The 24,182-nt window shown below is 35.6% G+C and carries 27 protein-coding genes; 26 read left to right on the top strand and 1 reads right to left on the bottom strand.

From position 1 onward, the window contains the following. Positions 1-9 precede the first annotated feature (9 nt). The 24 genes from efp to ACFPM4_RS00320 all read left to right on the top strand — a co-directional run bounded on the left by efp (position 10) and on the right by ACFPM4_RS00320 (position 21,214). Positions 10-567, top strand: coding sequence for an elongation factor P (gene efp, locus ACFPM4_RS00205; RefSeq protein ID WP_144920553.1), 558 nt, complete (start codon positions 10-12; stop codon positions 565-567). Positions 568-685: 118 nt separating this feature from the next. Further along, positions 686-1,618 (top strand): stage III sporulation protein AA, encoded by a 933-nt coding sequence (gene spoIIIAA / locus ACFPM4_RS00210; RefSeq protein ID WP_144920555.1) that lies wholly within the window; start codon positions 686-688, stop codon positions 1,616-1,618. After that, the gene (gene spoIIIAB, locus ACFPM4_RS00215; protein ID WP_144920557.1) at positions 1,611-2,126 is read left to right on the top strand and encodes a stage III sporulation protein SpoIIIAB; all 516 of its coding nucleotides are present in this window, start codon (positions 1,611-1,613) and stop codon (positions 2,124-2,126) included. The genes spoIIIAA and spoIIIAB overlap by 8 nt, the downstream gene beginning before the upstream one ends. Positions 2,127-2,192: 66 nt before the next feature. Beyond that, a complete protein-coding gene (spoIIIAC, locus tag ACFPM4_RS00220) occupies positions 2,193-2,396 on the top strand; it encodes a stage III sporulation protein AC (RefSeq protein ID WP_144920559.1) in 204 nt (67 codons plus the stop codon). A gap of 21 nt (positions 2,397-2,417) precedes the next feature. After that, positions 2,418-2,804, top strand: a complete 387-nt coding sequence (gene spoIIIAD / locus ACFPM4_RS00225) for a stage III sporulation protein AD (RefSeq protein ID WP_144920561.1) — start codon at positions 2,418-2,420, stop codon at positions 2,802-2,804. Positions 2,805-2,832: 28 nt separating this feature from the next. Continuing rightward, positions 2,833-4,026 (top strand): stage III sporulation protein AE, encoded by a 1,194-nt coding sequence (gene spoIIIAE, locus ACFPM4_RS00230; protein ID WP_382346378.1) that lies wholly within the window; start codon positions 2,833-2,835, stop codon positions 4,024-4,026. A 13-nt stretch (positions 4,027-4,039) separates the two neighbouring features. Next, entirely contained in the window at positions 4,040-4,657 is a 618-nt protein-coding gene (gene spoIIIAF, locus ACFPM4_RS00235; RefSeq protein ID WP_144920566.1) for a stage III sporulation protein AF, read from the top strand. 22 nt (positions 4,658-4,679) lie between these two features. After that, positions 4,680-5,312: a stage III sporulation protein AG gene (gene spoIIIAG, locus ACFPM4_RS00240; RefSeq protein WP_382348093.1), complete on the top strand. Its 633-nt coding sequence runs from the start codon at positions 4,680-4,682 to the stop codon at positions 5,310-5,312. After that, positions 5,312-5,845 carry a SpoIIIAH-like family protein gene (locus ACFPM4_RS00245; protein ID WP_144920570.1) on the top strand — a complete coding sequence of 178 codons (534 nt, stop codon included), beginning with the start codon at positions 5,312-5,314 and terminating at the stop codon, positions 5,843-5,845. The genes spoIIIAG and ACFPM4_RS00245 overlap by 1 nt, the downstream gene beginning before the upstream one ends. A 539-nt stretch (positions 5,846-6,384) precedes the next feature. Continuing rightward, positions 6,385-6,867: an acetyl-CoA carboxylase biotin carboxyl carrier protein gene (gene accB / locus ACFPM4_RS00250; RefSeq protein WP_382346383.1), complete on the top strand. Its 483-nt coding sequence runs from the start codon at positions 6,385-6,387 to the stop codon at positions 6,865-6,867. Between the two features lie 12 nt (positions 6,868-6,879). After that, on the top strand, positions 6,880-8,229 hold the full coding sequence (gene accC, locus ACFPM4_RS00255; protein ID WP_144919647.1) for an acetyl-CoA carboxylase biotin carboxylase subunit: 1,350 nt from the start codon (positions 6,880-6,882) through the stop codon (positions 8,227-8,229). A 104-nt stretch (positions 8,230-8,333) separates the two neighbouring features. After that, complete coding sequence (locus ACFPM4_RS00260; protein ID WP_144919648.1) at positions 8,334-8,750, top strand: Asp23/Gls24 family envelope stress response protein; 417 nt, start codon at positions 8,334-8,336, stop codon at positions 8,748-8,750. A gap of 64 nt (positions 8,751-8,814) precedes the next feature. Next, positions 8,815-9,201 (top strand): transcription antitermination factor NusB, encoded by a 387-nt coding sequence (gene nusB / locus ACFPM4_RS00265; protein ID WP_382346388.1) that lies wholly within the window; start codon positions 8,815-8,817, stop codon positions 9,199-9,201. A 27-nt stretch (positions 9,202-9,228) separates the two neighbouring features. After that, positions 9,229-10,092 carry a bifunctional methylenetetrahydrofolate dehydrogenase/methenyltetrahydrofolate cyclohydrolase FolD gene (gene folD / locus ACFPM4_RS00270; RefSeq protein WP_144919650.1) on the top strand — a complete coding sequence of 288 codons (864 nt, stop codon included), beginning with the start codon at positions 9,229-9,231 and terminating at the stop codon, positions 10,090-10,092. Between the two features lie 94 nt (positions 10,093-10,186). Next, positions 10,187-11,542, top strand: coding sequence for an exodeoxyribonuclease VII large subunit (xseA, locus tag ACFPM4_RS00275; protein WP_144919651.1), 1,356 nt, complete (start codon positions 10,187-10,189; stop codon positions 11,540-11,542). Next, positions 11,487-11,765 carry an exodeoxyribonuclease VII small subunit gene (gene xseB, locus ACFPM4_RS00280; protein ID WP_144919652.1) on the top strand — a complete coding sequence of 93 codons (279 nt, stop codon included), beginning with the start codon at positions 11,487-11,489 and terminating at the stop codon, positions 11,763-11,765. The genes xseA and xseB overlap by 56 nt, the downstream gene beginning before the upstream one ends. Continuing rightward, positions 11,762-12,646 (top strand): polyprenyl synthetase family protein, encoded by an 885-nt coding sequence (locus tag ACFPM4_RS00285; protein WP_144919653.1) that lies wholly within the window; start codon positions 11,762-11,764, stop codon positions 12,644-12,646. Before xseB ends, ACFPM4_RS00285 begins: the two co-directional genes overlap by 4 nt. Positions 12,647-12,840: 194 nt before the next feature. After that, the gene (gene dxs / locus ACFPM4_RS00290; RefSeq protein ID WP_144919654.1) at positions 12,841-14,733 is read left to right on the top strand and encodes a 1-deoxy-D-xylulose-5-phosphate synthase; all 1,893 of its coding nucleotides are present in this window, start codon (positions 12,841-12,843) and stop codon (positions 14,731-14,733) included. Between the two features lie 4 nt (positions 14,734-14,737). Then, complete coding sequence (locus ACFPM4_RS00295) at positions 14,738-15,562, top strand: TlyA family RNA methyltransferase (RefSeq protein WP_144919655.1); 825 nt, start codon at positions 14,738-14,740, stop codon at positions 15,560-15,562. 100 nt (positions 15,563-15,662) lie between these two features. After that, positions 15,663-16,112, top strand: coding sequence for a transcriptional regulator AhrC/ArgR (ahrC, locus tag ACFPM4_RS00300; protein WP_144919656.1), 450 nt, complete (start codon positions 15,663-15,665; stop codon positions 16,110-16,112). A 29-nt stretch (positions 16,113-16,141) separates the two neighbouring features. Further along, the gene (recN, locus tag ACFPM4_RS00305) at positions 16,142-17,836 is read left to right on the top strand and encodes a DNA repair protein RecN (protein ID WP_144919657.1); all 1,695 of its coding nucleotides are present in this window, start codon (positions 16,142-16,144) and stop codon (positions 17,834-17,836) included. A 106-nt stretch (positions 17,837-17,942) separates the two neighbouring features. Further along, complete coding sequence (spoIVB, locus tag ACFPM4_RS00310; protein ID WP_382346398.1) at positions 17,943-19,229, top strand: SpoIVB peptidase; 1,287 nt, start codon at positions 17,943-17,945, stop codon at positions 19,227-19,229. 262 nt (positions 19,230-19,491) lie between these two features. Then, the gene (gene spo0A / locus ACFPM4_RS00315; RefSeq protein ID WP_144919659.1) at positions 19,492-20,283 is read left to right on the top strand and encodes a sporulation transcription factor Spo0A; all 792 of its coding nucleotides are present in this window, start codon (positions 19,492-19,494) and stop codon (positions 20,281-20,283) included. A gap of 196 nt (positions 20,284-20,479) precedes the next feature. Then, entirely contained in the window at positions 20,480-21,214 is a 735-nt protein-coding gene (locus ACFPM4_RS00320) for a glycerophosphodiester phosphodiesterase (RefSeq protein WP_382346402.1), read from the top strand. Positions 21,215-21,232: 18 nt separating this feature from the next. On the opposite strand, the gene ACFPM4_RS00325 is transcribed toward ACFPM4_RS00320, so the two are convergent. Further along, complete coding sequence (locus ACFPM4_RS00325; protein ID WP_144919661.1) at positions 21,233-21,469, bottom strand: DUF2627 domain-containing protein; 237 nt, start codon at positions 21,467-21,469, stop codon at positions 21,233-21,235. Positions 21,470-21,620: 151 nt separating this feature from the next. Here ACFPM4_RS00325 and bcd point away from each other — a divergent pair, with 151 nt between their 5' ends. Together bcd and lpdA are read left to right on the top strand one after the other, a co-directional pair. Then, positions 21,621-22,718: a branched-chain amino acid dehydrogenase gene (gene bcd, locus ACFPM4_RS00330; RefSeq protein WP_144919662.1), complete on the top strand. Its 1,098-nt coding sequence runs from the start codon at positions 21,621-21,623 to the stop codon at positions 22,716-22,718. A gap of 21 nt (positions 22,719-22,739) precedes the next feature. Next, complete coding sequence (gene lpdA, locus ACFPM4_RS00335) at positions 22,740-24,164, top strand: dihydrolipoyl dehydrogenase (protein ID WP_144919663.1); 1,425 nt, start codon at positions 22,740-22,742, stop codon at positions 24,162-24,164. The last annotated feature ends 18 nt before the right edge of the window (positions 24,165-24,182 follow it).

Below are 24,182 nucleotides of genomic sequence, written 5' to 3' on the forward strand. Positions count from 1 at the left end.
GGAAATTAAATGATCTCAGTAAATGAATTTCGTACAGGATTAACGATTGAAACAGATGGTTCTATCTGGCGCGTAATGGATTTCCAGCATGTAAAGCCAGGAAAAGGAGCTGCATTTGTAAGATCAAAATTAAGAAATCTTCGCACTGGTGCAGTTCAAGAAAAGACATTTAGAGCCGGTGAAAAAGTTGAAAAAGCACAAATAGACAATAAAAGAATGCAATATTTGTATGCGAGTGGCGATATGCATGTATTCATGGATAATGAAACATATGAGCAAATCGAATTACCTGCATCTCAAATCGAATATGAACTAAAGTTTTTACAAGAAAATATGGAAGTTCATATTATCATGTATGGTGGAGAAACATTAGGAATTGAATTACCAAATACAGTAGAACTTGAAGTAATTGAAACTGATCCAGGAATTAAAGGTGATACTGCATCTGGCGGTTCAAAACCAGCAAGATTTGCAACAGGATTAGTGGTACAAGTACCATTCTTCGTTAATACTGGTGATCGACTAATTATTAACACTTCAGATGGCTCATATGTTTCAAGAGCATAATAATGATGAAAAAAACCGAGGGATTTTTGTTCCTCGGTTTTTTTATGTTTAGAAAATCTCATATTTGAAGACAAGCTGAATACATATTAGTAGTGAGTGATGGAAGGAGAGAAACATGATGGAATCAGTCCTGCAAATGTTGCCGTTACGAATTAGTGAACAAATAGCCAAGCTTCCTGATAGTATAGTCGCTGAAATTGAAGAAATAAGACTTCGAGTTAGCAGGAAAGTAGAAGTTGCTTCTCGCGGTGTTCCTTATTTTCTCCCATATATTTTCACGAAAAATGATGCAGATCAGTTTATAAGTAAAATTGCTAATCATTCCTTCTATACGATGGATGAAGAATTAAAAAAAGGCTATATTACGATCCGCGGAGGACATCGAATTGGTCTAGCAGGGAAAGTAATACTAGAAAATGGTTATGTTAAAGCAATTAGACATTTATCATCTTTCAACATTAGAATTGCTCGTGAAAAAATTGGTGTGGCAGAATCCTATCTTCCATACATTTACGAACAAAAATGGAAAAGTACAATGATTATTGGTCCTCCACAAACCGGGAAAACAACCTTATTAAGGGATTTAGCAAGAATCATTTCTACTGGTATAAAAGAAAAGGGCATACCGCCATTGAAGGTAGGAATTGTAGATGAACGATCTGAAATCGCAGGTTGTGTGAACGGTACGCCTCAATTGCATTTTGGGACAAGGGTAGATGTTCTGGATGCATGTCCTAAAGCAGAAGGAATGATGATGATGATTCGTTCCATGAGCCCAGATGTCCTTATAGTCGACGAGATTGGGCGTGAGGAAGATAGTATTGCGATTATGGAAGCGGTAAACGCTGGTATTACACTAATCATGACAACACATGGGAATACGTTTTCTGAAATAAAGAAACGGCCATTATTACAGCAAATAATAGATCAACAAGTATTTGGTAGATTCATAGAACTATCTCGCGGAAATGGACCAGGAACGGTCTCAGCTATTCGAGATAGTATTGGAAATATACTTACTCTTAAGAAAGGAACTGCCGTATATGTTTAAGATGATAGGTGCGATTTTTATTTTGGCTGCGACAACATGGGCAGGATTTGAATATTCAAAACGGTTAAGTATTAGACCGAAACAGCTACAACAATTTAGAAATGCATTGGAAACATTAGAGGCAGAAATCATGTTTGGACACACCCCGCTTGGGGAGGCAGCACGAAGAATATCGAAGCAAATGGCTGAACCTATTGCCAGTCATTTTCGCTTATTTGAACAAAACTTACTTCAAGAAGAAATAACCGTTAAAGCAGCATGGGAACAAAGTCTTAAAACAATTTGGAAGAAGACTTTTTTAAAGCAAGGAGAATATGAGATACTACTTCAATTTGGAGAAAACTTAGGACGTCATGATCGTGAAACAGAGCAGAAACAGATTATGTTAACTCTTTCCCATCTAACCCGTGAAGAAGAAGGGGCAAGAGAAAAACAAGTGAAATATGAAAAAATGGCAAAAAGCTTTGGAATATTGACGGGGATGCTAATTGTTATTCTTCTTATCTAATCGAGAGGAATAATAAGTTGATAATTTCGATTGGATTTCGGTTTGTTAATGATAGGAGGAAATTAGATGGGCATAGAGGTAGATGTCATCTTCAAAATTGCCGGAGTTGGTATTATTGTAGCATTTCTACATACCATACTTGACCAGGTTGGTAAAAAAGAATATGCACAATGGGTTACACTGTTTGGATTTATTTATATTTTATTTATGGTCGTCTCCATTGTAGATGGTCTGTTTCAAAAAATAAGATCCGTGTTTTTATTTCAATGATAGGGGGAATCCACCATTGCTATTTTACAAATTGCTGGGATTGCCCTAATAACTACTTTCTTAGCACTTGCCATTAAGGAACATAAGCCTAATTTTGCATTTTTACTCGTGTTATTTGCGGGCACCGGTATATTTCTATTTCTTGTTGATCAAGTTCAAAAAATCATCTCCATGATTGAAAGTCTGGCATCTAGTGCTAACGTAAACTCAATGTACATTAAAACAATATTGAAAATAATAGGGATTGCATACATCGCTGAATTTTCAGCACAGATTAGTAAAGATGCTGGCCTCGGTTCTATGGCCTCGAAAGTGGAGCTTGCGGGAAAAATATTAATACTGGCATTGGCAGTGCCAATCTTAACTGCATTAGTAGAAACGATTATTACGATGATTCCATCCAACTAAATCTATTAAAAGGAACGGAGTGAGAATAATGCGGCAATGGCTGCTAATTCTTTGTATCTGCTTCCTGCCTTTATTGTTTACTAACAATGCACATGCAACAGAACCAGAAAACAAACAGGTAGATGACGCAGCAAATAACAACTATATGGATCGCTATTTAGACGAGCTAGGTGTTGATGAGCTTACGAAGTATTGGGATAAGATCGTAGATGACTATGGCAGTTATTTACCAGAAAGCAAAAGAGGGACATTGCTTGAATTTATTAAAGGGGACAAGTCTTTTTCGTTTAAGGATTGGGTAAGCGGAATAATGAATTTTATGATTCAAGAGATTGTCCTCAATATTAAATTGCTTGGTTCGCTGATGCTTCTAACGATATTAAGTGTATTCTTACAATCTCTCCATAGTGCATTTGAACAAGGATCTGTTAGCAAGGTTGCCTATTCGGTTATTTTTATGGTGTTAGTCATCATTGCCCTCAATAGTTTTCGAGTTGCAGCGGAATATGCTATCGGAGCTATTGATATGATGAGTCAATTTATATTTGCGCTAATACCATTGTTATTAGCATTAATAGCTTCTTCAGGTGGAGTAGCATCATCTGCATTCTTTAGTCCTATATTAGTGTTTTTAGTGAATATAAGTGGAATTGTGATGAAAAATATCGTTCTACCTCTCTTATTTCTATCAACATTTTTAAGTATTGCCAATACATTAAGTAGCCAGTTTAAAGTTTCTCAATTAGCAGATTTATTGAAGAAGGTAAGTTTAGGGGTATTAGGGATTTTTATTACTGTATTACTAGGTGTAATTTCCATTCAAGGGGCTACTGCTGCAGTTGCGGATGGGGTAGCGATTCGAACAGCAAAATATGTAACTGGTAATTTTGTGCCTGTAGTAGGAAAGATGTTTACGGATGCTGCTGATACTGTGTTGACTGCCTCTGTATTGCTTAAAAACACATTAGGGATCGCAGGTGCCGTCATTATTTTATTAATTGCAATCTTCCCTGCAGTAAAAATTCTTGTTATTTCTCTCATTTATAAATTGACAGCAGCCTTATTACAACCAGTCGGTGATGGTCCAGTTATTAGTTGTCTCAATGCTGTTAGCCAATGTATGATGTATATTTTTGCTGCTCTAGCAATCGTAGCTTTTATGTTTTTTATCAGTATGACGATTATTATTTCTTCTGGGAATATAACATTAATGATTAGGTAAGGAGGGAGTACATTTGGCATTTATTAGCGAATGGGTTGGAAACATTATAATATTTCTCCTTCTTGCCATGGTCATTGATATGCTCCTCCCAGATACAGAATTAAAGAAATATACCAAACTTGCAACAGGCTTAATTTTAATGGCCATTATTATTACACCAATATTTAAAATATTATCGGCTGATTTTGAAGAAGTCCTTTCCTCCTTAACAAAAAATATGGATATCCAAGAATTTTCAATCGGAAATAAAATAGAATCGAAAAAAAATGTGATACAAGCTGCTCAAGCCGAATATACATTAGAGCAAATGGCTGTCCAAATGAAAACAGGAGTGGAAAAGGAGTTGATAGAGAAGTATCAAGTAGAGATTCAAAGCATTAATATTAAAGCTCCGGCAGAAAATGACCTCACAATGGATGACATACAAAATATTACTGTCGAGCTAAAGGCAGTCGATTCTGCTACAAAAGGAAGTGCTATAGAAGCCATTAAACCAATAGAAATCAACATCAACGAAAAACAGATGGATGAAGAAACGACCGATTATGAAGCAATCAAATCATTATTAGTGGATCGCTGGGAAGTCCAAGAAGATATGATTGAGATTGTGTCGGGGGAGGCATCTAATTAAGTCTATGAACAAAAAAACTCCTATGGAATGGGTCAAACAAAAAATTTCAGCTCTTAAAATTCAACCTCCCGGTAAAAACAATGATAAAAAACCAGTATACCTACTGATTTTATTAATTTTAGGAGCTCTATTTATGATAATAGGAACATTTTGGAAAGATGGTGGAGAAGATAAACCTGCTGCAGTATTCCAAAGTGAAGATGACTCTAGTACTGAAACGTTTGGGAAAAGCAAAGGCGACGTAAATAATAAAATAGAAGAATATGAGATTTACTATGAAACACAATTAAAAGATGCATTAGAGAGTATTGTAGGCGTTTCAGATGTAACTGTAGTCGTAAATGTAGAATCAACAGAGAAGAAAATAATCGATAAAAATACGGTCATCACAAATGGCATTACTCAGGAGGAAGATGGTAATAACGGTACTAGAAAAACAGAACAACAAACAAAAGAAGACCAAACAGTCATTATTAATGATGAACCAATTGTGTTAGAAACAAGGAAACCAGAAATTAAAGGTGTACTAGTTGTAGCGGGAGGTGCTGAGAATTTACAAGTGGCGAAATGGATACGAGAAGCTGTAACGAGATCACTAGATGTACCAAGTCACAGAGTATCGGTACTACCTAAAAAATCTAAGGGGGATTCCTAATGTTATTAAAAAAGCAAACAGTATGGTTATTAACAATGTTAAGTCTTGTAGTTGTACTATCTGTATATTATGTCACATCAGATCCAGCAAATAATAACTTAGCAACTGGTGGACAGGAGTCGGACGAAACTGGAAAGAATATTAGTGATGAAGATATGAAGATTATCACGGATGCTGCTGGAGATGAAGTTTTTGATATGGTTCGAATGAACTTAGAAGATAAGAGAGGAAAAATGCTGGAAGATTTAACAATACAAGTAGCATCTGATGAGTTAACAGCAGATGAAAAGATGGATATTTATAATCAAATGGAAGAAATTAGTGAGATAAGTACAATTGAAAAAACGTTAGAGAGCTATATTAAGAACCTAGGTTACAGTGATGCATTAGTTAAAATTGAAAATAACTTAGTTGATATTACAGTAAAGGCAGATGAAGAGCATTCCCGTTCTGCTGCAGTAGAAATCATGGAACTTGTTGGTGCAGAAGTAGGTACTCAATATATTCCACAAGTAAAATTTGCATCTAATTAATTCTTATGACTGGAAATAAGAATGTATATGGAATTAAGAGCCAAACTATTGCTTGAATTATTTTCAAGATAGTTAGGCTTTTTTTTATTTATTTAGCTCTGTTAAACTCTGTTGTTGATTTTCGCTCCTGCACACTCGCTTTCCGCGGGCACGGCCTCAGCTAACTTGGCAAAGAAAACCGCTTTGCCAAGTGGATCTTCGACTCGTGCTGTTCCCGCAGGAGTCTCGTGTACATCCGCTACCATCAACTAAGTTGTTAACAACAATGAACTTTAACAGAGCCATTTATTTTTTAGAACAAACGATTTCTCTGCAGTTTTTAATGTGTATTTCTCTCAGTGAAAAACTATGAAAAAGAAAGGAATTAGATTTAATAAAAAAGTTTTTCTCGCTTTTATGAATGTTATGTTAGAAAATTACTAGAGAAAAATATTTATTTTGTTTATAATTATTAATTTATCGACGAACAGCATTGAATTTTGATAAGGTATTATATTATGATATTAGCAGCTACTCATAAATTTAAAGGAGTGTCATCTATGCTTAAAATACAAGAAATTCGTGAAATTATAAAACTAATTGAACAATCTGATATTGATGAATTTATTTATGAACATGAAGGATCCAAGTTAGAACTGAAAAAAAATAATACAACAACTCAAGTAGTACAAGCAGTTCAAGAACAAAGCGTACAACAAGTTCCTGTAACAAACCAACAACCTGTAGTTGCAGTTCAGGGACAGGCTGCACCGTCGGAACCATTGAATAACATTGCTGAGAACTTACATAAAATTACTTCTCCAATGGTAGGGACATTCTATCAATCGCCATCTCCAGACAATCCAGCATATGTGCAAGTAGGATCTAAAGTAAAAGCTGATACAGTGGTATGTATTGTAGAAGCAATGAAGTTATTTAACGAAATAGAAGCGGATGTTGAAGGAGAGATTGTGGAAGTCCTCGTGAAAGATGGCGAACTTGTTGAGTATGGACAACCATTATTCCTAGTAAAGCCGTTATAAGGAGAGAAATCCATGATTAAGAAACTTTTAATAGCAAACAGAGGAGAAATAGCAGTTCGAATCATCAGAGCATGTAAAGAGATGGACATCGAAACAGTAGCAGTATACTCTGAGGCAGATAGTGAAGCTTTACATGTTCAATTAGCGGATGAAGCTTACTGTATTGGACCTAAAACTTCAAAAGAAAGTTATTTAAATACTGCAAACGTAATTAGTATAGCTAAGTTAACTGATTGTGATGCCATCCATCCAGGATACGGTTTTTTAGCTGAAAATGAAGATTTTGCTGAGCTTTGCCGAGTATGTAATATTACTTTTGTTGGGCCAAGTCCTGAAGCAATTGCCAAAATGGGAACAAAAGATGTTGCCCGAGAAACAATGAAAGCTGCAGGAGTCCCAATTGTTCCGGGATCAAATGGAATAATAGAGAATATAGAACAGGCAGTGGAACTAGCATCAGAAATTGGCTATCCTGTAATTATTAAAGCTACTGCAGGTGGCGGAGGTAAAGGTATCCGTGTCGCTAGAACGGAAGAAGAATTAATAAAGGGTATTAATATTACTCAACAAGAAGCATTAACTGCTTTTGGTAATGCTGGAGTTTATATTGAAAAATACATCGAAGATTTTCGTCATGTAGAAATTCAAGTATTAGCAGATAACTTCGGAAATGTAATACATCTTGGTGAACGTGATTGTTCTATACAAAGAAGATTGCAAAAACTATTAGAAGAAACTCCGTCTCCAGCTATTGACTCTGAAATGCGTGAGCAGATGGGTGCTGCAGCTGTCCAAGCAGCAAAGGCTGTACAATATACTGGTGCGGGTACAATTGAGTTCATTTATGATCATAGAAATCGTAAGTATTACTTTATGGAAATGAATACTAGAATCCAAGTTGAGCATCCTGTTACAGAAATGGTAACTGGGGTAGATTTAATTAAAGAGCAAATTAGAGTGGCAAATGGTGAAAAACTATCACTATCACAGGATGAAGTGGAATTCCGTGGATGGTCCATTGAATGTAGAATAAATGCGGAAAATCCAGAGAAGAACTTTATGCCATCTCCAGGAAAGATTGATATGTATTTACCACCTGGTGGGTTAGGTGTGAGAGTTGATTCTGGAGCATATCCTGGCTATACAATTCCGCCATATTATGATTCAATGATAGCAAAGGTAATTTCATACGGTGCAACACGTGAAGAAGCAATTGCCAGAATGAAACGTGCACTAGAAGAGTTTATTATTGAAGGAGTTAAAACAACCATTCCATTCCATTTGAACTTATTGGAAAATGAAACGTTTGTGAGTGGTGATTTTAATACTAAATTTCTTGAACTTCACGATGTGATGAAATAAGAAATGCTTGTTCATCGACATTCCTACGATGGATCCCTCAGCTGAAAGGAAAAGTCGGTAGGCTTTGGAATGGAACAAGTACAATAAACCGGAGGTGCTTTATAGTGGAAGAAAACTTAAATATGTTAGAAATGACAAACGAAAATGGTCAAAACCATGGGAAAATTGAGATTGCACCTGAAGTCATAGAAGTAATTGCAGGAATTGCAGCTTCTGAAGTAGAAGGAATCGCACAAATGCGTGGAAACTTTGCATCTGGAGTTGTTGAACGTCTTGGTAAAAAAATTCATGGTAAAGGGATTAGAGTTGATTTAACGGATGAAGGCATAAAAATAGATGTTTATTGCTTAATGGATTTCGGTGTATCGATCCCAACAGTTGCACAAAAAGTCCAAGATAACATCAATCAAACTTTGTATAATATGACAGCTTTAGAGGCTTCTGAAGTAAACGTCCATATTGTTGGAGTTGCCTTTGAAAATCATAAGAATGATAACAGTCAAGATTTTGATGAGCAATGATGAGAAAGCCAGGGTAAATCACCCTTGGCTTTTTCATGGATTTTTTACTTAAAGGAGTTATGACATGAAGAGAAGAGTTGCTCGCGAAAAGGCTTTGCAAGCTTTATATCAAATTGACATGAGTGGTGCAGATCCAGCGGAAGCCCTTGAATATGTCCTGGAGGAAGAAGAATCAGACATTTTCTTAAAGACGTTAATTGAAGGGACGATGGAAAATCGCAATGAAATTGATGAAGAAATCGAAAAACACTTAGAGAAGTGGACATTAAGTCGACTTGCTAAAGTTGATTTAAATATATTGAGAATTGGTGTGTACGAATTAAAATACTTAAAAGATGCTCCAAGTAATGTTGTGCTAAACGAAGCGATTGAAATTGCAAAACGTTTTGGAGATGAAAAATCAAGTAAATTCATTAATGGTATACTATCAAAGGTAAAAGACAACTTATAAGCTTTTGCATACTTAGGGGGAGATGGAATGTCAGCAACACTTATCAATGGTAAAGAAATATCTGCCAAAATAAGAAAAGAATTAGAGCAGGAAGTTGCAGAATTGACTGCTGCAGGTATAAAACCTGGACTTGCTGTTATTTTAGTTGGGAATAATCCCGCTTCCAGAACATATGTAACATCAAAACAAAAAAGTTGTAAAGCAATTGGAATGGAATCATTATTAATTGAAATGCCAGAAGATGTAGAAGAAGCAACACTTCTTGCTAAAATTGAAGAGCTAAATAATCAAGATGATATTCATGGTATTTTAGTTCAACTCCCACTTCCCGCACATATATCAGAACAAAAAGTAATTGAAACTATTTCACATACCAAAGATGTAGATGGCTTCCATCCAATAAATGTAGGTAAAATGATGATTGGACAAGATACATTCCTTCCATGTACTCCTTACGGGGTAATGAAAATGCTGGAGCATGAAGGTATTGAAATCTCAGGTAAACATGCAGTGATTATTGGAAGAAGTAATATTGTTGGTAAACCACAGGGGCAGTTACTATTAAGAGAAAATGCAACAGTCACTTACTGCCATTCAAAAACACCTGATCTAGCATCATTTACACAAAAAGCTGATATCTTAGTTGCTGCTATTGGTAAAGCGAAGATGATTACGAAGGATTACGTAAAACAAGGGGCAGTCGTGATAGATGTTGGAATGAATCGTGATGAAAACAATAAACTATGTGGTGATGTTGATTTCGACGACGTTGTAGAGAAAGCAGGATATATTACACCAGTTCCAGGAGGAGTTGGTCCAATGACAATCACAATGCTCTTAGCCAATACTGTAAAATCCGCTAGAAATGTGCTAAACAATCGCAATCAGTAAAAGAACGTAGTAAAATAAGGTTAACTAAAAGAAAAGCTGACATCCTCCATATATTTGGGTGCAGCTTTTCTTTCTGAATAGAAGGTGAAAATGCATGACGAATGTTCCTTATTTGACAGTAAAAGCATTAACGAAATACATAAAACGGAAATTTGATGCAGATCCCCATTTAACTGATATATATGTGAAAGGCGAAATATCTAACTTCAAGAGACACTCCAGTGGACATCTTTATTTCACATTAAAAGATGATAAGGCTAGGATAATGGCTGTCATGTTTACAAGTGCAGCAAGAACGATAAGATTTATTCCTGAGGACGGTATGAACGTTTTGGTGCGTGGCAGTATTACCGTTTATGAATCTAGTGGTCAATACCAAATATATGTGCAAGAAATGCAACCTGATGGTGTTGGAGAATTATTTCTTGCCTATGAACAACTAAAAACAAAGTTGGAAAATGAAGGTTTATTTGACACTAATCGAAAAAAAGTAATTCCAGAATATCCAAAACGGATTGCAATTATTACATCACCAACAGGTGCAGCAATCAGAGATATTATTACAACAATAAAAAGAAGATACCCGATTGGACAAATGATTGTACTACCAGCATTAGTTCAAGGTAAACAAGCTGGTATGTCAATTGCTAGTGCTATTGATAAAGCAAACAAATTATCAATTGCTGATGTGCTAATTGTTGGTCGTGGCGGTGGCTCTATTGAAGAACTATGGGCTTTTAATGAAGAGATAGTTGCAAGAGCGATTGCTAACTCAAAAATCCCCATTATATCAGCTGTAGGACATGAAACAGACTTTACAATTGCTGATTTTGTAGCTGATATTAGAGCTGCAACCCCAACAGCAGCAGCTGAATTGGCAGTACCGCATATTGAAGAATTAATGGAACGCCTACTTAACCGAAAGAATCGCTTGTTTAGAGGGATGTCCACAATTGTAAAAGAGCAGAGAAGTAAATTACACAACTTAGAACAATCATATATTTTTCGAAACCCTCAGAAACTTTATGAACAAAAATGGCAATACTTGGATAGGGTACAAGAACGTTTAATAAGAAGTCAAGAAATAATCATAAATAAAAAAAGAGATAAGTTGCAAAAACTTGATCGAAAACTAGCAACTCATCACCCAGCTATGAAGTTGGAAATAAGTAAAACAAAATTGAAACATTTGAAGCAACAACTACAACAGTCTATGGTTACAATGCTAAAGGAAAAGTCAGCAACATTTTCAAATAAAATTGCTACATTGGATGCACTTAGTCCATTAAATATTTTACGTAGAGGATACAGTGTTGCTTACACAGAAGATAATGTGGTAGTTAAATCGACTTCCCAAGTTCAACAAGGTAATAAAATAAAAGTTCATGTTGCGGATGGAAGGTATTATTGTACTGTTGATTTTATTGAAGAGGGTGAGAATCTTGGATAAAAAAATTTCATTTGAAGAAGCAATGGAGCAATTAGAAACTATTGTACAGCGACTAGAAGAAGGAGATATTCCATTAGAAGAAGCATTGGATATGTATAAAAAAGGTATTGATTACTCTAAGATTTGCCATGACAAATTGAAAAATGCAGAAGCTCAGCTTACAAAAGTACTTACAGATGATGGTGAAGAGGAGTTTCATTTGCAAGAGGAGGTACGCGATTGACAGTACAATATGAAAGTTTCGTGGAAAAGTACAAAACCCTTTTAGATAAGGAACTTGCTGCAGCGGTTAATGTTTTAGAAGCTCCGAAAGTATTAAAAGAATCCATTACATATTCATTAACGGCAAAGGGGAAGCGGATTCGTCCCATACTATTATTTGCAACCATTGATGCTTTTAATGAAAAGCCTGAATTAGGAATGAAAACTGCATGTGCATTGGAAATGATTCATACGTATTCACTCATTCATGATGATTTGCCAAGTATGGATGATGATGATCTAAGAAGAGGTATTCCGACCAATCATAAAGTATTCGGAGAGGGATTTGCAATCTTAGCAGGTGACGGACTATTAACATATAGTTTTCAATTAATCGCAGAAGATTCAAACCTTACAGATAAACAAAAATTATGGTTAATAGCACAATTAGCAAAAAGCGCTGGCCCAGAAGGGATGGTTGCTGGTCAAGTAGCTGATATTCAAGCGGAAAATAAAGCTCTTCAGCTAGCCGACTTAGAATATATTCATCACCATAAAACAGGTAAGCTTTTAACTTTTAGTGTATTAGCAGGAGCGCTTATTGGTGGAGCTAGTGATGAACAACTTCAATCCTTGGAACGTTTTTCACAACATATAGGACTGGCATTTCAAATCAGAGATGACATTTTAGATGTCATCGGAGATCAAAACGTGATTGGTAAACCTATAGGTAGTGATGATGGAAAGTTGAAATGTACATATCCAGCACTGCTCACATTAGATGGTGCTAAGGACCATTTACATAAGCAAATAACGGAAGCTAAAACGATTTTACAACAATTAAATTTAAACAGCGGTCTGCTCTTATATTTAACGGACTTAATTGCAGGGCGCAATAATTAACAATGATTGATGAAAACATATGCTTGTGTTATAATCCCATTATAATTATTCACTTGTGCGAATATGTTTTAACTTAATGAATATGAAGTGTTATTAGCCGTTATCACTTAAGTGCTAGCGGCTATTTTTTCAATCAAATGTTACAGAAATTTAACATCAAGATAAAATCTGATGAATGAAAGTGAGTGGTCCTGTTGGATCTTTTATCAATTAAAGACCCTTCATTTCTAAAAAAAATGAATAATCAACAACTAGAAGAACTAAGTGGGGATATCCGCAAGTTTTTGATTGAAAAGCTTTCGAAAACAGGCGGCCATATTGGACCTAATTTAGGTGTAGTTGAATTGACAATTGCCCTACATAAGGCATTCGATAGCCCCCAAGATAAAATAATATGGGATGTTGGACACCAATCATATGTTCATAAAATTCTTACAGGTAGAGCAAACCAGTTTGATACGTTAAGACAATATAAAGGATTGTGTGGCTTTCCAAAAATGTCTGAAAGCGAACATGATGTCTGGGAGACTGGACATAGTTCTACTTCTTTATCTGCTGCAATGGGAATGGCTATTGCACGAGATGTTAAAGGGGAGTCTTCCTATGTTATTCCTGTAATAGGTGACGGTGCACTAACAGGCGGAATGGCATTAGAAGCATTAAATCATATTGGGGATAGTCAGAAAAATATTACGGTTATCCTAAATGATAATGAAATGTCGATTGCTCCTAATGTAGGGGCACTTCATAATGTTCTCGGAAAATTAAGGACTGCAGGTAAGTATAAATGGGCGAAAGATGAATTAGAATATTTGTTGAAGAAAATCCCTGCTGTAGGTGGAAAGCTCGCAGCTACAGCTGAACGAGTGAAAGATAGCCTAAAATATTTGCTTGTATCCGGTGTGTTTTTTGAAGAAATGGGTTTTACTTATTTAGGACCTATTGATGGACATAATTTTGATGACTTGTTTGAAAATTTCCAGTACGCAAAGAAAACAGAAGGCCCAGTTTTGTTACATGTTATCACTAAAAAAGGAAAAGGTTATAGTCCAGCGGAAGATGACAAGATTGGAACATGGCATGGAACAGGTCCATATAAAATCGAAACTGGTGACCTAATAAAGTCTGTAAATAAAGCTCCATCTTGGAGTTCACTTGTCAGTGAAACTGTTCGATACCTTGCACGCACAGACAAACGAATTGTTGCAATTACACCTGCAATGCCAGTTGGTTCAAAACTGGAAAACTTTGCAAAAGAATTCCCGGAACGAATGTTTGATGTTGGGATAGCTGAGCAACATGCAGCGACAATGGCTGCAGGCCTTGCCACCCAAGGAATGAAACCATTTCTTGCTATTTACTCTACTTTTCTACAAAGAGCGTATGATCAAGTATTACATGACATTTGTAGGCAAAATTTGAATGTATTTATAGGTGTTGATCGTGCAGGTCTAGTAGGAGCAGATGGAGAGACGCATCAAGGTGTTTTTGATATTGCTTTTTTAAGACATTTGCCAAATATGGTTGTGATGATGCCAAAGGACGAAAACGAAGGCCAACATATGGTATACACAGCTGTACAATATGATAAGGGACCAATCGCACTTAGATTCCCAAGAGGTGATGGATACGGTGTCCCTATGGATGGAACATTAACAGAGATTCCAATAGGTTCATGGGAAATATTACGAAAAGGAACAGATGCATGCATTCTTACATTTGGAACTACTATACCAATGGCTCTGGAAGCTGCTAATAGTCTTGAAAAGCAAGGAATATCTGTTCAAGTAGTGAACGCTCGATTTATTAAACCATTAGATGAGTCCATGTTACACGATATTTTTGCTACTGGAGTACCAATCCTGACGATAGAAGAAGCTGTATTAAAAGGCGGTTTCGGTAGTGGTATTCTAGAATTTGCACATGAGCATGGCTATCATAATGCAACGATTGAACGGATAGGTGTTCCGGATCAATTTATTGAGCACGGTAGTGTGAAGGAAATCTATGCTGAGATTGGCATGACTTCAGAAGCAATTAAGGCAAAGTTAACCAAGATACTTCCTGAACAGAAAAAAAGGGCGTAAGCAGATGAAACCAAAAAAACAACGACTAGATATTTTGCTCGTAGAACGTGGTTTATGTGAAACACGAGAAAAAGCAAAAAGAGCTATAATGGCTGGAATTGTATTTACTAATGAAACGAGACTTGATAAGCCAGGAGAGAAGGTAAATGAGGATATTCCTCTAGTTGTAAAGGGGAATCCTTTGCCTTATGTAAGTCGTGGTGGATTAAAGCTAGAAAAAGCTTTAAAAGAGTTTAATGTTTCTGTTGCAGGAAAAGTAGTAATAGATATTGGAGCATCGACAGGTGGATTTACTGATTGCGCCCTCCAAAATGGAGCGACAATGTCTTATGCGCTTGATGTAGGTTATAATCAGCTAGCATGGAAGTTGCGTCAGGATGAAAGGGTAGTCGTGATGGAAAGAACGAATTTTCGTTACGTGCAACCAGAACATCTTATAAAAGATTTGCCTAACTTTGCTACGATTGATGTTTCTTTTATCTCTTTAACACTGATTTTACCTGTACTTCGTAACTTACTAGTGACAGATAGTGATGTTATTGCATTAATAAAACCACAATTTGAAGCTGGTAAGGAACAAGTTGGCAAAAAAGGAATCGTAAGAGAGCCTGAAATTCATGAGCAAGTGTTAAAGAAAATAAAAGATTTTTCACTGGAACAAGGATATGATGTGCAAAATCTTTCCTATTCACCCATTACTGGTGGGGAAGGAAATATAGAGTTTTTAATTCATTTAAAGTGGAAGGGACATGATCGTGGTGGTATCGATCATTTGTCAGCCCCACTCTATGAAATCGTAAAAGAAGCACATGCAAAACTTAAAAGTTAGCGATAGGGCAATCCGTTTTGGATTGTCCTTTACTTTACATAATATTATAATAATCAGTAAGTAGGTATAAAAATTCAGATTCAAAAAAGGTGGTAACTTAATGACGAAAGGTCAGCGCCATATTAAAATACGTGAATTAATTGGAACAAAAGAAATTGAGACACAAGATGATTTAGTATCGCAATTAAAAAACTTAGGCTTCAATGTTACACAAGCGACAGTATCTCGTGATATTAAAGAACTACATCTAGTTAAAGTACCTTTAGCTGATGGGCGTTATAAGTATAGTCTTCCAGCTGATCAACGCTTTAATCCATTGCAAAAGTTAAAGCGTGCGTTAACTGATTCATTTGTTGGGATTGACTATGCGCAAAATTTGATTGTGATGAAAACACTTCCGGGAAATGCTCAGGCTGTTGGAGCATTAATTGACCATCTAGAATGGGATGAAATTATGGGATCAATCTGTGGGGATGATACGTGCTTGATCATTTGTAGAACGAATGAAGATGCAGTTACTATTCACGACAGATTTATTGATATGTTATAAAAAGGCATTCCGTAATAGGGGGAGATAATTTGTTACAAGAATTATCGATTAAGAATTTTGCGATTATAGATGAAATAGCTGTCACTTTTAATAAAGGCCTTACCGTATTAACAGGGGAAACTGGAGCTGGGAAATCGATCATAATTGATGCATTGCATTTATTAGTAGGTGGTCGTGGTTCATCAGAGTTTGTCCGTCATGGGGAGAAAAAAGCGGAGATTGAAGGTTTGTTTTTCGTAGATCAAAACCATCCGTGTTATTCGCGAGCACAGGATTTTGGCATAGAGATAGAGGAAGGTATGATCATTTTACGAAGAGAGATATCCGTAAATGGAAAAAGTGTATGTAGAGTTAACGGTAAATTAGTAACAATTTCTACATTACGTGAAATTGGTGCTACTTTAGTCGACATCCATAGTCAGCATGAACATCAAGAATTAATGGACGAGTCCATCCATCTTCATTTACTTGATCAATATGGCAAAGTAGAAATTGCCCCAGCATTAAAAAATTATCGTGAAGTGTATGTTCAATATGAACAGACAGCTAAGAAAATTAAACAATTAAGTGAAAATGAACAGCAAATGGCACATCGGTTGGATTTACTTCAATTTCAATTACAAGAGATACAACAAGCTAACTTAGAGTTAAATGAAGATAAGCTACTTGCTGATGAACGAAGACAATTAAATAATTTCGAGAAGATTTTTGCTGCAATTAAATCAAGTTATGAAGGGTTACAAAATGAACATTCAGGTTTAGATTACATAAGTCATTCAATGGCACATATGGAAGTAGCTGCAGAAATTGATAGTCGCTATCAAAAATTACATGATACAATCGCGAATTGTTATTATTTATTAGAAGATGCAGCTTCAACCCTTAGAAATGAATTAGATTCATTAGAATATGACCCAGAACGATTAAATGAAATAGAAGCACGCATCAATGAGATTAACCAATTAAAAAGAAAATATGGATCCACTGTGGAAGAAATTTTAGAATATAGTTCTAAAATTGAAGAAGAAATAGAAGTGCTAACGAATCGTGATAAAAGTATTGGTCAATTACAAAGTAAGCTGGATTCATTAAAAGAAGATTTACAATTAGAAGGGAAACAACTTAGTCAAATTAGGAAAAAATGGGCGAAAAAATTAACGGCAGCAATTCACCAAGAATTAAAAGAACTATATATGGAAAAAACAATTTTTGAACCAAAGTTTTTATCGAATCATGAAAATTTTACCGAGTTTAAACTAGATGGGTTAGATGAAATTGTATTTTATATATCTACAAACCCAGGTGAACCGTTAAAACCTTTATCTAAAGTTGCTTCAGGTGGAGAAATTTCACGTATTATGCTTGCCTTAAAAACCATTTTTTCCAAACATCAAGGTATAACTTCGATAATTTTTGACGAAGTTGATACTGGTGTTAGTGGTAGAGTTGCTCAAGCGATAGCTGAGAAAATCCATAAGGTCTCCGTAAATTCACAAGTACTTTGCATTTCTCATTTACCGCAAGTAGCAGCAATGTCAGATACTCACTTATTTATAGCAAAACAATCCACTGCTGGAAGAACGAAAACAACAGTAGCATCATTGAGTAAAGAAGATAAAATTAATGAAATTGCTCGTATGATTTCAGGTGTGGAAATAACGGAATTAACAAAGGAACATGCAAAGGAATTGCTAGAAATTGCATATAAGGTAAAAAATATTTAAAGCTATCCTTCATTGGACAGCTTTTTTATTTTCTTCCACTTATAAATGATGACAAAGCAGGCTAAATTATAGATGTGGGCTAGAAAGCGAGGAGATGATCATAAGTATGTATGAGAAAATAAGAAAAATAACAGGTGGAATTCTCCTTGTTTCACTTCTAATGCTTAGCTTTTATAAGCCATTTCAACAATATTTACAAATACCTGATAAAATTACTGTTTTTGAGGGACAAAAGCAAAGTATTCATACTGGGGATGCTATAGCTGTATCTTCAACTCCCACCAGTATAAATATTCATAATGAAGACGCCACATTAGCTGTAAGTGGAAAATATGCCGGTGAAGATGAAATTATTTTAGAAATTGCCGGGTTTCCAGTAAAAAAAGTGGATGTGGATGTACTAAAAGATTTTAGAATCTATCCTGGTGGTCAGTCTATTGGAGTTAAGCTAAATACATTGGGCGTACTAGTGGTAGGTCACCATTTAGTATCTACTGAAAAAGATAAGTTATCTCCTGGGGAAGAAGCTGGAATAAAAGTAGGAGATATTATCACAAAAATAAATGGTGAAAAAATCAATAGCCTTTCGGATGTAGCACCTTTTGTCAATAATGCTGGGAAAGACGGAAAAACGTTAAATCTTTCTATTCAACGTGGAGAAGAGAAATTTGACACAAAACTTCGTCCGATGTTAGATGAGAAAGATAAAACATACAAATTAGGTTTATACATTCGAGATTCAGCCGCTGGTATTGGAACAATGACTTTTTTTGACCCAATTTCAAAAAAATATGGTGCTTTAGGTCATGTAATATCTGATATGGACACAAAGAAACCAATTGTTGTCGAAGATGGACAAATTGTAAGATCAACAGTAACGGCAATTGAAAAAGGTAAGAATGGTGTTCCGGGTGAAAAACTTGCACGTTTTTCAGCGAATCGAGAAGTGATAGGTAATATTACAATCAATAGTCCTTTTGGGATATTTGGAAAACTTAATCAATCGATATCAAACGGAATTACGGATAAACCGTTACCGATTGCTCTTTCTCATCAAGTGGAAGAAGGTCCAGCAAAAATATTAACTGTTGTTGATGGTAATAAAGTGGAAGAATATGATATAAATGTTGTTAGTACGATTCCACAAAAATTCCCTGCGACAAAAGGGTTAGTAATTAAAGTGGTAGACCCTAAATTGCTTGAAAAGACAGGTGGTATTGTACAGGGAATGAGTGGTAGCCCAATCATTCAAAATGGAAAGATAATAGGTGCAGTAACTCATGTGTTTGTAAACGATCCTACTTCTGGCTATGGTGTACACATAGAATGGATGTTGCATGAGGCCGGAATTAATATATATGATCGAGGCAAATCGGAAGAAAAGGTAAGTTGAGGGTGTAGACCCTCTTCTTTTTTTTGTGTGCGAATTTAGTGAAAAATATGATAAAATAAAGATAATTCGACATTAGGTTGTTCTGCCTGTCGAAAACCGTTGAATAATGAAGCATTTTAATGAAAACGTGAGATATCATAGTACTATTTATTTATTTTGAATAAATTTAAAGGATTTTCTTATTCTTTGGCGTATTTAAGTATTAGGGGAAAATAAAGTAGCAATTATATATATATTTTTCGGACTTGAGGAGGAAAAAGAAGTGAAAAAAATCAAAGTTTGTATTGTGGATGATAATCGAGAATTAGTCAATTTATTGGATGAATTTATTTCTTCGCAAGATGATATGGAAGTTGTTGGTATGGCACATAACGGTCAGGATTGCCTTCAACTTTTAGAAGATATATCACCTGATGTTTTAATATTAGATATCATCATGCCACATCTTGATGGTCTGGGTGTATTAGAAAAATTACGGGAATCCAAGGAAATTAAATTTCCAAACGTAATCATGCTAACTGCATTCGGCCAAGAAGATGTTACAACAAAAGCTGTTGAACTTGGTGCTTCTTATTTCATACTGAAACCATTTGATTTAGAGCATCTGGCAAATCACATACGCCAAGTAAATGGTAAAGGTAGTGAGGTGAAGCGGAAAGCACCAACAATGGCCGCGAAGTCACAATCTGAATCGAAACCCAAAAATTTAGAAGCTAGTATTACTTCCGTTATTCATGAAATTGGTGTACCAGCACATATTAAAGGATATCTATACTTAAGGGAAGCAATTACGATGGTATACAATGATATTGAGTTACTTGGATCCATCACAAAGGTTCTGTATCCAGACATAGCGAAAAAATATAACACAACAGCAAGCCGTGTTGAAAGAGCAATTCGCCACGCTATCGAAGTAGCATGGAGTCGTGGTAATATTGATTCTATTTCCTCCTTGTTCGGTTATACAGTAAGTATGTCAAAAGCAAAACCAACAAACTCGGAATTTATTGCAATGGTAGCAGATAAATTACGTTTAGAGCATAAGGCATCATAATGATTTTTTGATTAAAAGGACAATATAATTATTTCTTCACTAGAGCCAAACTATTTCTTGAATTGTTATTTCAAGTTAGTTCGGCTTTTGTTTTCTTTAAATTAATCTCTTTGAATAGAGTGTACATGAGGATATTTTTTCTTAGTGGTATACTTGAACTAGCAAAAAATTTATTAAAAATACAGGTGGTGAAAAAATGACCCTTATATTAGCACATCGGGGTTCAGCCGGGACACACCCAGAAAATACAATGGAATCATTTAAAGCTGCAGAGAAGGCCGGTGCAGATGGAATTGAATTGGACGTTCATTTTTCGAAAGATGGCGAGATTGTCGTAATCCATGATAATACAGTAGATCGTACAACAGACGGGACCGGATATATAAATCAGCTTACATTAGCTGAATTAAAAAAACTGAAAGCAAATTACCATTATAAACACTTTTTTAATAAAGCCTCACGTATTCCAACATTACGTGAAGTGTTTGAATGGCTTTCCGGGAATCAGTTATTGTGTAATATTGAATTGAAAAATAGTGATCAACCACATGAAGGATTAGAAGATAAAGTAATTGAACTCATAAAAGAATTTAACCTTGTGACAAGGACTTTTATTTCATCATTTAACCACTATTCACTTGTATACATAAATAATCAATATCCAGAGATGGAGACTGCACCACTATACAATGATATTTTATACAAACCTTGGGAATATGCTAAGACGTTAGGGTCAATTGGAATCCACCCAAAATATAAGGTTATTACGAATGAAATGATTGAAACAGCCATTGAAAACGGTATTGCAGTTAGGCCGTACACTATTAATAAAGAAAAAGATATGAAACGCTTTATTCAAGCAAATTGTTCTGCGATTATAACCGACTATCCTGAAAAAGCAGTGAAATTGAGAGCGAAAATTAAACGCTAGATCTCATCTATCAGAGATCTAGCGTTTTTTAAAACGATCTTGTACATTATTTTTCTTGCGATCACGATGCAAAATAAACCCAGCAATAAAACCTAGACCTAATACAAAAAATATAAGTCCAGATAAAAATTGTAACCATAAGTAGCCAAATGGCGGGTTAAGTACACCAAATAGCATATCTCTCATTAATTTAATACCATATCCAGCTAGAACACCGGGGATTAACAATATAATTAGTGCAATAACTCGTCCCATACCACTACCCCTTAAAAAAAATTGCCATAAAAAAATCATATACCAATGCTATGATTTGTCAAGAATGACGCTTTTCGTTACAATGGTATAGAATGGAATTATGATTAGGTATCATGATAAGGTCATAAATTTTATTTCCTGGAGGATTATAATGAAAATTTTTGAATATATGAATGAGTATGATTATGAGCAATTGTTGTTTTGCCAAGATGAACAATCTGGTTTGAAAGCTATTATTGCAATCCATGATACAACTTTAGGACCGGCACTTGGCGGTACACGCATGTGGACATATAAATCTGAAGAGGATGCAATTATTGATGCATTACGCCTTGCAAGAGGAATGACATATAAGAATGCAGCCGCAGGATTAAACCTTGGTGGTGGTAAAACAGTCATCATTGGAGATCCACGTAAAGACAAGAATGAAGAAATGTTTCGTGCCTTTGGTCGTTTTATTCAAGGATTAAATGGCCGTTATATCACTGCAGAGGACGTAGGTACAACAGTAGAAGATATGGATATTATTCATGAAGAAACAAATTTTGTTACTGGAATTTCTCCTGCTTTTGGTTCATCCGGTAACCCTTCACCAGTCACCGCATATGGGTGTTATGTTGGGATGAAAGCTGCTGCTAAAGAAGCGTTTGGAACTGATTCACTTGAAGGGAAGACAGTTGCTGTCCAAGGGGTAGGTAACGTAGCATTTGAGCTTTGCCGTTATTTACACGAAGAGGGTGCGAAGTTAATTGTAACGGATATTAATGAAGCAGCTGTTAAGCGTGCCCAAGAAGCATTTCAAGCACAAGCAGTTGATCCGAATGATATCTATTCTGTAGAGGCAGATATATTTTCACCATGCGCGCTTGGTGCAGTGATAAACGATGAAACTCTCCCTCAACTTAAAGTGAAAGTAATTGCAGGATCAGCAAATAATCAATTACAATCGACAAAGCATGGTGACAAACTACATGAGTTGGGTATCGTATATGCTCCTGATTATGTAATAAATGCTGGCGGAGTAATTAATGTCGCGGATGAATTATACGGTTATAACAAAGAACGAGCATTGAAAAAGGTAGAAGCAATTTATCAAAATGTAGAAAAAGTTATTGAAATATCCAAGCGTGATCAAATACCAACCTATATTGCTGCAGACCGTATGGCTGAGGAGCGAATTGAAAAAATGAGAAAATCAAGGAGCCAATTCCTTCTTAATAATAAACATATATTAGCAAATAGGATGTAAGAAAAACAGGAGGGAAGTAACTTGGCACAAGAATATGATTTAGTTATCCTTGGTGGAGGAACAGGTGGTTATGTTGCAGCAATTCGTGCATCACAGCTTGGTCTTAAAACAGCAATTGTAGAAAAGGATAAAATTGGTGGGACATGCCTTCATAAAGGATGTATCCCAAGTAAAGCATTGCTACGTAGTGCAGAAGTATATTCATTAACAAAACGTAGTGATGAATTTGGTGTTGTTACAAATACCACAACCCTTGATTTTGCTAAAGTTCAATCCCGAAAAACAGCAATAGTAGAAAAACTATACCAAGGTGTACAATATTTAATGAAACAAGGGAAGATTGATATTTATAATGGTTTTGGAAGAATTTTAGGACCATCTATTTTTTCTCCAGTACCCGGGACCATTTCCGTGGAATTAGAAGATGGACAAGAAAATGAAATGTTAATTCCAAAAAATGTTATAATTGCTACAGGTTCTAAGCCACGTAGCTTGCCTGGACTTCATATAGATGGTTCTACTGTTATTACCTCTGATGAAGCATTAGAAATGGAGAATTTACCCAAATCGATGCTTATTGTAGGTGGAGGAGTAATAGGAATTGAATGGGCTTCAATGCTAGCTGATTTTGGTGTAGACGTAACAGTAGTCGAATATGCCAATCGTATTATTCCTACGGAAGATGTAGAAATTTCTAAAGAATTGGAAAGACTATTGCATAAAAAAGGAATCCGTATTATTACAAATGCAAAAATATTGCCGGAGACATTCACGAAGAATGAGGAATCCGTAACAATTTCCGCTGAAAAAAATGAAACACTCCAATCATTTACTGTTGATCGTATTCTCGTTTCTATTGGTAGGGAAGGGAATATTGAAAATATAGGGCTACAAAATACTGACATTATTACAGACAATGGATATATTCAAGTGAATGCTCATTATCAAACGAAGGAATCCCATATATATGCCATAGGTGATGTGATTGGCGGTTTGCAATTAGCACATGTTGCATCCCATGAAGGTATAAGAGCTGTCGAGCATATAGCTGGTACTAAAACAGAGCCCCTTCGTTATGAGCATATTTCTAAGTGTGTGTATAGTCATCCAGAGGTTGCTAGTATTGGCTATACAGAAGAGGAAGCAAGACAAAGAGGTTATGAAATAAAAATGGGCAAATTTCCTTTTCAAGCAACAGGAAAAGCCCTTGTTTTTGGAGAATCAGATGGTTTTGTAAAAGTCATTGCAGATAAGAAGACGAATGATATTTTAGGAGTTCATATGATCGGACCTAATGTAACAGATATGATATCTGAAGCAGGTCTTGCAAGTGTTCTTGACGCTACACCATGGGAAATTGGGAATACTATTCATCCACATCCATCCTTAAGTGAAGCGATTGGGGAAGCGGCATTAGCGGTGGATGGAAAAGCGATCCATATATAACTCAATTTGGGGAGGAGT

The organism is Lederbergia graminis (assembly GCF_042655485.1).
Classification (GTDB): domain Bacteria; phylum Bacillota; class Bacilli; order Bacillales; family Bacillaceae_C; genus Lederbergia; species Lederbergia graminis.

What these genes read in the sequence shown, in the direction of transcription:
- spoIIIAG (WP_382348093.1), top strand. Translation starts at nt 4,680, where the DNA reads ATGGAATGGGTCAAACAAAAAATTTCAGCTCTTAAAATTCAACCTCCC.
- bcd (WP_144919662.1), top strand. Translation starts at nt 21,621, where the DNA reads ATGAAAATTTTTGAATATATGAATGAGTATGATTATGAGCAATTGTTG.
- accC (WP_144919647.1), top strand. Translation starts at nt 6,880, where the DNA reads ATGATTAAGAAACTTTTAATAGCAAACAGAGGAGAAATAGCAGTTCGA.
- ACFPM4_RS00295 (WP_144919655.1), top strand. Translation starts at nt 14,738, where the DNA reads ATGAAACCAAAAAAACAACGACTAGATATTTTGCTCGTAGAACGTGGT.
- spoIIIAB (WP_144920557.1), top strand. Translation starts at nt 1,611, where the DNA reads ATGTTTAAGATGATAGGTGCGATTTTTATTTTGGCTGCGACAACATGG.
- ahrC (WP_144919656.1), top strand. Translation starts at nt 15,663, where the DNA reads ATGACGAAAGGTCAGCGCCATATTAAAATACGTGAATTAATTGGAACA.
- spoIIIAE (WP_382346378.1), top strand. Translation starts at nt 2,833, where the DNA reads ATGCGGCAATGGCTGCTAATTCTTTGTATCTGCTTCCTGCCTTTATTG.
- xseB (WP_144919652.1), top strand. Translation starts at nt 11,487, where the DNA reads ATGGAAGGTATTATTGTACTGTTGATTTTATTGAAGAGGGTGAGAATC.
- ACFPM4_RS00245 (WP_144920570.1), top strand. Translation starts at nt 5,312, where the DNA reads ATGTTATTAAAAAAGCAAACAGTATGGTTATTAACAATGTTAAGTCTT.
- accB (WP_382346383.1), top strand. Translation starts at nt 6,385, where the DNA reads ATGCTTAAAATACAAGAAATTCGTGAAATTATAAAACTAATTGAACAA.
- spoIVB (WP_382346398.1), top strand. Translation starts at nt 17,943, where the DNA reads ATGTATGAGAAAATAAGAAAAATAACAGGTGGAATTCTCCTTGTTTCA.
- xseA (WP_144919651.1), top strand. Translation starts at nt 10,187, where the DNA reads ATGACGAATGTTCCTTATTTGACAGTAAAAGCATTAACGAAATACATA.
- ACFPM4_RS00320 (WP_382346402.1), top strand. Translation starts at nt 20,480, where the DNA reads ATGACCCTTATATTAGCACATCGGGGTTCAGCCGGGACACACCCAGAA.
- nusB (WP_382346388.1), top strand. Translation starts at nt 8,815, where the DNA reads ATGAAGAGAAGAGTTGCTCGCGAAAAGGCTTTGCAAGCTTTATATCAA.
- ACFPM4_RS00325 (WP_144919661.1), bottom strand. Translation starts at nt 21,469, where the DNA reads ATGGGACGAGTTATTGCACTAATTATATTGTTAATCCCCGGTGTTCTA.
- spoIIIAA (WP_144920555.1), top strand. Translation starts at nt 686, where the DNA reads ATGGAATCAGTCCTGCAAATGTTGCCGTTACGAATTAGTGAACAAATA.
- spoIIIAC (WP_144920559.1), top strand. Translation starts at nt 2,193, where the DNA reads ATGGGCATAGAGGTAGATGTCATCTTCAAAATTGCCGGAGTTGGTATT.
- folD (WP_144919650.1), top strand. Translation starts at nt 9,229, where the DNA reads ATGTCAGCAACACTTATCAATGGTAAAGAAATATCTGCCAAAATAAGA.
- efp (WP_144920553.1), top strand. Translation starts at nt 10, where the DNA reads ATGATCTCAGTAAATGAATTTCGTACAGGATTAACGATTGAAACAGAT.